This is a genomic window from Kitasatospora sp. NPDC096140, assembly GCF_040303045.1.
Lineage (GTDB): Bacteria > Actinomycetota > Actinomycetes > Streptomycetales > Streptomycetaceae > Kitasatospora.
Genome location: NZ_JBEOUW010000007.1, coordinates 149,854 through 155,853, shown reverse-complemented (window position 1 = coordinate 155,853; position 6,000 = coordinate 149,854). Strand labels below are relative to the sequence as shown.

Genomic DNA, 6,000 nt, shown 5'->3' with positions numbered 1-6,000 from the left:
GTCGGCGCCACCGACCTGGTGCTGCGGCTGATCGAGGCCGGCGTGGTGATGCGCGACCTCACCTTGGAGAACCCGATCCGGGCGATCCGCGCGTCACTGCCGGAAAGGGCTCGGCTCCCAGGCCTTCCCGCCGATCGGATAGCTGTACAGCGGCCGGCCCTTGACCGCGCTGGTGCGGAATGGCGTGCCGTCGCCGAGGCCGATGGGCAGCGTGCCCTTCCGGTTGCCGCTGGACCACTCCAGTTCCAGGTACCAGCTGACGTCGTGGGCGACGGTCTCGGCATTGACCTGGATGACCTCCGGGTCGGCCTCGCTCACCTTGACCGGCAGGCCGGTGCTGCCCTCGCTGACGACCGGACGGGGGCGGGCGGCGTCGAAGTCGATGTCGTAGGACTTCTTGTCGACCCCACCGCCGCAGCCCTCGCCCATGGAGTAGGCGTTCCAGGCCAGCGGGGCCGCGATCCGGGCGACGCGGACGTTGAGGGCGGTCAGCACCACGGTGTCGCTGCCGGTGCCCTGCACGGCGAGCTCGATCGACTGGTAGTGGCCGGGGACCGCGCCGACCCTGGCGGCCCAGGCGGAGACGTCCGCCACCGCGGGCGGCCTGGGGACTTCGGATGGCGGGCGGTCGACCACGTACTGGTCGCACGCGCTGACCCAGCCGGAGGGGCGGACCGTGACGGTGATCGGGGCGCTCGGTCCCTGGTCGGCGGCGGTCGACCCCGACGGGGTCGCGCCCGCGGTGACCGACGCGGCCGTGGCGCCGGGAGTCGGGAGCGGGGCCGGGGATCCGGTGGACGCCCCGGCGTCCGCCGCCGGGGCGGAAGCGGACGCGGGGTCACCGCCCCGGTGGGGCCCGAGACCGGTGGCGACGGCCCCGATGGTGGCGAGCACCGCGGCAGCCGTCACGGCGGCGAGTACACCCCGGCGCACGCGCCGGCGCGGCGGTACGGCGGGGGTGCGCGCCGGGGCGGCCGTCCCGTCCTCCGCGACGCTTCCCGCGGCCGGTGGCGGTTCGGGTACGGCCTGCAGTTCCGGTACGGCCTGCGGTTCCGCCTCCGGTTCCGGTTCCGGTTCCGGTTCCGGTGCCGCGGGGGCCACCGGTGCCACGGGCCCGGGGGTCGCAGGACCGGGTGCCCCAGGACCGGGCGCGGGCGCCTGCCGGTTCCCCCGCGTCGCGTGGGCGATGACCCACAGCCGGTAGAGCTCGGTGCGCTCCTCCGGTGTCGCCCGGCACAGTCGCGCGAGGCGCTCCAGCGGGTCGTACTCCACCGGCATCACGTCGCCGTTGCAGTAGCGGTGCAGGGCCGACGTGCTCACGTGCAGCCGTTTCGCCAGTGCGCCGTAACTGAGCCCCGACCGGCTCTTCAGCTCCTTGAGCAGCCGCCCGACCTCCTCCGCCGCCGTCAAATCCCCGGTCCCCTCTGGCACTGGTCCTCCACCCGCTCGTGCACTCCTCGGTGATCGCGCCCCCGGCTCCGGCCGTCGCCGACCGCCGGGCCACCGGGGCGCCGGCTGACGTGGGCTCCGGCAGACAAGCACGCTGCAGACCGCCCCGCGGTTCCCCCGGGGAGGCCGGCGGCACCGGCCGCGCCCTCCCGGCGTCCCGCGGGATCGTCCCGCGAGCGCGTCCCAGGAGGGTTACATCTTCCCAGGTCACAGGGGGTGGAAGCGTCCCAGCGTCCCTGATCGGCGGCCCGCCGTTGCGGCGGGGATGAACCGGCGCACAAGCTGCCGACGAACACCGAGAGGGAGCGACTGTGAGCACTGTTCGGGCGGCCCGGGCCGCGATACGCACCAACGACCGTTTCCACCGCGGCGCGGTGGCACTGGCCATGGGCGGGGTCCTGCTGATGTCCGCGGCCTGCGGCGACGGCCAGGGCGGGGGCGACGGCGCTCACGCCGCCGCCTCCGGTACCCCGGGCGGGGCGGCCGCCGCGGCGACGCCGAAGACGTCGACCGCGGTGCTGGACGTCGAGCCGAAGGACGGGGCCCAGGGAGTCGCACCGACCGCCCTCCGGGTGTCCGTCTCCCACGGCAAGCTCACCACCGTCGACGTGACCGACAAGGAGGGCAAGCCCGTCCCGGGCTCGATCACCCCGGACGGCACCGACTGGAAGCCCGCCGCCGCGCTCGCCCCCGGCACGGCGTACACGGTGAACGCCCAGGCGAAGGACGCCGACGGTCTGCTCTCCGCGGCCACCAGCGCCTTCACCACCGTCCCGCCCGGCAAGCAGGTGTCCACCAACGACAACATCGCCGACGGCCAGACCTACGGCGTGGGCATGATCGTCAAGGTGGACTTCAGCACGAAGGTCGTGAACAAGGACGCCGTCGCCAAGGCCATCACCTTCGAGACCGACAACGGCACCGAGGTGAAGGGCCACTGGTTCGGCGACGACCGGATCGACTTCCGTCCGGCGGACTACTGGAAGCCGGGGACCAAGGTCACCATCCACTACCGGCTGAAGAACGTCGAGGTCGCCCCCGGCGTCTGGGGCGACGTCGACAAGGACGAGCCGTTCACCATCGGCCGCTCCCAGATCTCCACCGCGGACGCCGCCACGCACCAGATGACGATCGTGCGGGACGGCAAGTCCACCACGGTGCCCGCCACCCTCGGCGACGACAAGCACGCGTCGTGGGGCGGCACCATGGTGATCATGTCCAAGGAGAAGGTCACCCACATGAACTCCCAGACGGTGGGCCTCGGCAACGAGTACGACATCCCCGCCGTCCCGCACGCGATGCGGCTGACGAGGAGCGGCACCTACCTCCACGGCAACTACTGGTACAAGGGCGACCCGTTCGGCAAGGCCAACACCAGCCACGGCTGCGTCGCGCTCAAGGACGTGGAGGGCGGCAGCGACACCTCCCCCGCGGGGTCGTTCTTCAACAGCTCGATGATCGGCGACGTCGTCACGGTCGTGAACACCAAGGAGAAGACCGTCTCGCCCGACAACGGCCTCGGCGGCTGGAACCTCACCTGGGCCAACTGGTAGCACCCGCGGCCCGCGGAGGAACCCGCCGCCGGACGGCCTCCGTTGTCGCGCGACCTCCGTTGTCGCGCGGCCGCCGTCGTCGCCGGACAGCCTACGTCGCCGTGGACGCACTGCTCGGGCCCGGTCAGTTGCGGTCGCCGAGCAGTCTGTCGACCAGGAGTTCGGGGTAGCCGTGGTCCGGCGGGTCGATGCCGAAGATCGCCCGGACGTAGAACGGCGCGATGAGCTGGTCGAGGATCTGCTCCAGGGGCGGTGGGTCCTCGCCGCGGGCCGTGGCCCGTTCGCGGATCTGCTCGATGGAGCGCATCCGGCGCCGGAAGTGCTGCGCGCGCTCGTCCTGGGCCTGGGTGCTGTTCGGCATGGACAGCACGACGGCGCGCACGAGGGCGCGTCCCTGGGGTGTGCGGATGCTCGCGACGCTGGCCTGGGCCCAGGCGAGGAGGTCGCCGCGCAGGCTGCCGGTGTCGTTCAGGGGTGAGTCGCGTTCGAGCCGGGTGGTCACCATGTCGGCCAGGAGGGCGTCGAGGCTGCCCCAGCGCCGGTAGACGCTGGTGTGGTTGACGCCGGCGCGTTGTGCGATCGCGGGGATGTTGAGGTCCTCGCCGTCGGGGTCGGAGAGCAGGTCGATGACCGCCTGGTGGACGGCTTCGCGGACCTGTTCGGGGCTCCTGCGCACTCGTGCGGGCGCTTGCTTGTCGGTCATGCCTCCATCGTAAGCACAGATATTTGCTTCTGGGGATCCGGGGGGCTACTGTTCCCATCGCAAGCACAGATCTGTGCTTGCGGGTGAAGGGGAGTGTGTGATGAAGCAGCTGCTGTTCCCGAACAACATCCAGTTCTGGTACGAGACCCTGCGCTCGATGAGCCACATCGCCTACGGCGGCGCGGACTTCGGCGAGGTCGTCTCCACCGCCGAGCGGATCACCGAGGGCGACTACGGAAGCTGGTACACCGAGTGGCTGGCCACCGCCGACCGGGTCTCCCGCGACGCCGGGAAGGCACTGGCGGCCGGTCACACGGTCAGCGCCCGGGACGCCTTCCTGCGGGCCTCGAACTACTACCGCTCGGCCGAGTTCTTCCTCCACGGCCACCCCTGCGACCCCCGCCACGACCACGCCTACGAGCGCAGCGTGGCCTGCTTCCGGTCGGCGGCCGCCCTGTTCACCCCGATCATCGAGCCGGTCGAGATCCCGTACGAGGACACCACCCTGCCCGGCTACCTCTACCGCGCCGACGACTGCGGCACGCCGCGCCCGACGCTCATCATGCACAACGGCTTCGACGGCACCGCCGAGGAACTGCACTTCTTCGGCGCGTTGGCCGGCGTCGAGCGCGGCTACACCGTGCTGGTCTTCGACGGCCCCGGCATGCCCGGGCCGCGCCACCGCGAGGGCCTGGTGTTCCGTCCCGACTGGGAGAACGTCATCACCCCCGTCGTGGACTTCGCCCAGACCCTCGCCGAGGTCGACGACGACCGCATCGCGCTGCTGGGGATCAGCATGGGCGGCGTCCTCGCCCCCCGGGCCGCGGCGTTCGAGCACCGCCTGGCCGCGCTGGTCGCCGTCGACGGCCTCTACGACCTCGGCCAGACCTCCGTGCGCAACATCCCCGGCACCCGCGAGGACGCCGAGCGGCTCCTGCGCGCCCCGTCCGCCCCCGAACTCGACGCCGCCCTCGACCAGATCATGACCAAGGACCCGATCGCCCGCTGGGCGATCAACCACGGTATGTACGTCATGGGCGTCGACACCCCGCGGGCCTTCAACGCCTCCTACCTCGACTACAGCCTCGCCGGCGGCATCGCCGAACAGATCCGCTGCCCCACCCTGGTCTGCGATGCCGAGGACGACATGTTCTTCAAGGGCCAGCCCGAGCAGCTCTACGACCACCTCACCTGCCCCAAGGACCTGATGGTGTTCACCGCCGAGGAAGGCGCCGGCGCCCACTGCCACCCCGGCGCCATGCGCCTGACCCAGGCCCGCATCTACGACTGGCTCGACGACACCCTCAACACCAACGCCTGAGAAGCAGGCGGTGACCGACGGCGGCACCGGGCCCGGGTGCCGCCGTCCGCCGGCGGCGCCCGGGCGTCACCCGGCGCCCTCCCGAACGCCCCGGCGACAGCGATGGCGGCGGCGGTGCCGGAACAGCGCCGACGACGGGTCGGGCGCCGGGTCAGGCGGAGGGTCAGGCGGAGGGTCAGGCGGAAGGTCAGGCGAGGGGTCAGGCGCCGGTCAGGGCCGTCGGCGCGTCGTCCGTCTCCCGCAGGGACGCCGACAGGGCGCGGGCCTCGTGTTCGGTCATCCGGGGGGTGTCGTACGGCAGGGCGTTGACCCACCGCTGGGTCAGCCGGGCGATCCGCTCGCCGTAGCGCTCGGCGGTGATGAGGTCGCCGCGCGAGCCGGCCCGCTCCGGCCCCTGGTCGGCGTGGCTCTGGCTCATCAGGCCGAGCCACGAGCCCAGCCGGTTCACGTCGTCGCGCGAGCCGCCGCTCCAGTTGTTGCCGGGCATGTCGCCGACGCCGATCCACTGCATGCCCAACTGCGCGGCGAACACCGCCAGTTGCTCCAGGACGGCCAGCTTGTCACCGCTCTGCGAGGCGGACATCGTGAAGCCGCCGGCCAGCTTGTCCTTCCACGCCTGCGTGACGAACGGCGTGAACGCCGCCTCCATGAACGCCTTGAACACCGCCGACACGCTGCCCATCAGCGTCGGACAGCCGAGGACGATCGCGTCGGAGCGCTCCAGCAGCGCCATCACCCCGGCGTCGTGCCAGCGGCCCGCGACGACGTCCTCGGCCCGCACCTCGACCAGGTGCACGTCGGCGCCGGGCACCCGCCGCGCCCCGTCGGCGAGGTGCTCGGCCAGGACCTGGGTGTGTCCGTGCACCGAGTGGTAGACCACCGTCACGGTGACCGTCGGCACATCCTGCTCGCGGTCGACGTCCTTGACTGCCATGACTCTTCACTACTTCCGATCGTGGGAAAGTCCTGCTCGC

General features: G+C 72.1%; 5 protein-coding genes and 1 pseudogene. 3 read left to right on the top strand and 3 right to left on the bottom strand.

Annotated elements, in window-relative coordinates; all coding sequences use genetic code 11:
* Nucleotides 1-171: pseudogene (locus tag ABT048_RS41680) on the top strand (Pup--protein ligase); the annotation flags it as partial.
* On the opposite strand, the gene ABT048_RS09400 reads toward ABT048_RS41680, so the two are convergent.
* Complete coding sequence (locus ABT048_RS09400; RefSeq protein ID WP_350520730.1) at nt 94-1,431, bottom strand: helix-turn-helix domain-containing protein; 1,338 nt, start codon at nt 1,429-1,431, stop codon at nt 94-96. The pseudogene ABT048_RS41680 and the gene ABT048_RS09400 sit on opposite strands and share 78 nt — an antisense overlap.
* A gap of 329 nt (nt 1,432-1,760) precedes the next feature.
* Here ABT048_RS09400 and ABT048_RS09395 point away from each other — a divergent pair, with 329 nt between their 5' ends.
* Nucleotides 1,761-3,002 (top strand): L,D-transpeptidase, encoded by a 1,242-nt coding sequence (locus tag ABT048_RS09395; RefSeq protein WP_350520729.1) that lies wholly within the window; start codon nt 1,761-1,763, stop codon nt 3,000-3,002.
* Nucleotides 3,003-3,126: 124 nt separating this feature from the next.
* Here the strand turns inward: ABT048_RS09395 and ABT048_RS09390 are convergent, their stop codons facing one another.
* Nucleotides 3,127-3,705, bottom strand: coding sequence for a TetR/AcrR family transcriptional regulator (locus tag ABT048_RS09390; protein WP_350520728.1), 579 nt, complete (start codon nt 3,703-3,705; stop codon nt 3,127-3,129).
* 100 nt (nt 3,706-3,805) lie between these two features.
* On the opposite strand from ABT048_RS09390, the gene ABT048_RS09385 reads away from it, so the two are divergent.
* Nucleotides 3,806-5,026, top strand: coding sequence for an alpha/beta hydrolase family protein (locus ABT048_RS09385; RefSeq protein WP_350520727.1), 1,221 nt, complete (start codon nt 3,806-3,808; stop codon nt 5,024-5,026).
* Between the two features lie 199 nt (nt 5,027-5,225).
* Here ABT048_RS09385 and ABT048_RS09380 read toward each other — a convergent pair whose 3' ends face one another.
* A complete protein-coding gene (locus ABT048_RS09380; RefSeq protein WP_350520726.1) occupies nt 5,226-5,960 on the bottom strand; it encodes a flavodoxin family protein in 735 nt (244 codons plus the stop codon).
* Between the last annotated feature and the right edge of the window lie 40 nt (nt 5,961-6,000).

What these genes read in the sequence shown, in the direction of transcription:
- ABT048_RS09390 (WP_350520728.1), bottom strand. Translation starts at nt 3,705, where the DNA reads ATGACCGACAAGCAAGCGCCCGCACGAGTGCGCAGGAGCCCCGAACAG.
- ABT048_RS09385 (WP_350520727.1), top strand. Translation starts at nt 3,806, where the DNA reads ATGAAGCAGCTGCTGTTCCCGAACAACATCCAGTTCTGGTACGAGACC.
- ABT048_RS09380 (WP_350520726.1), bottom strand. Translation starts at nt 5,960, where the DNA reads ATGGCAGTCAAGGACGTCGACCGCGAGCAGGATGTGCCGACGGTCACC.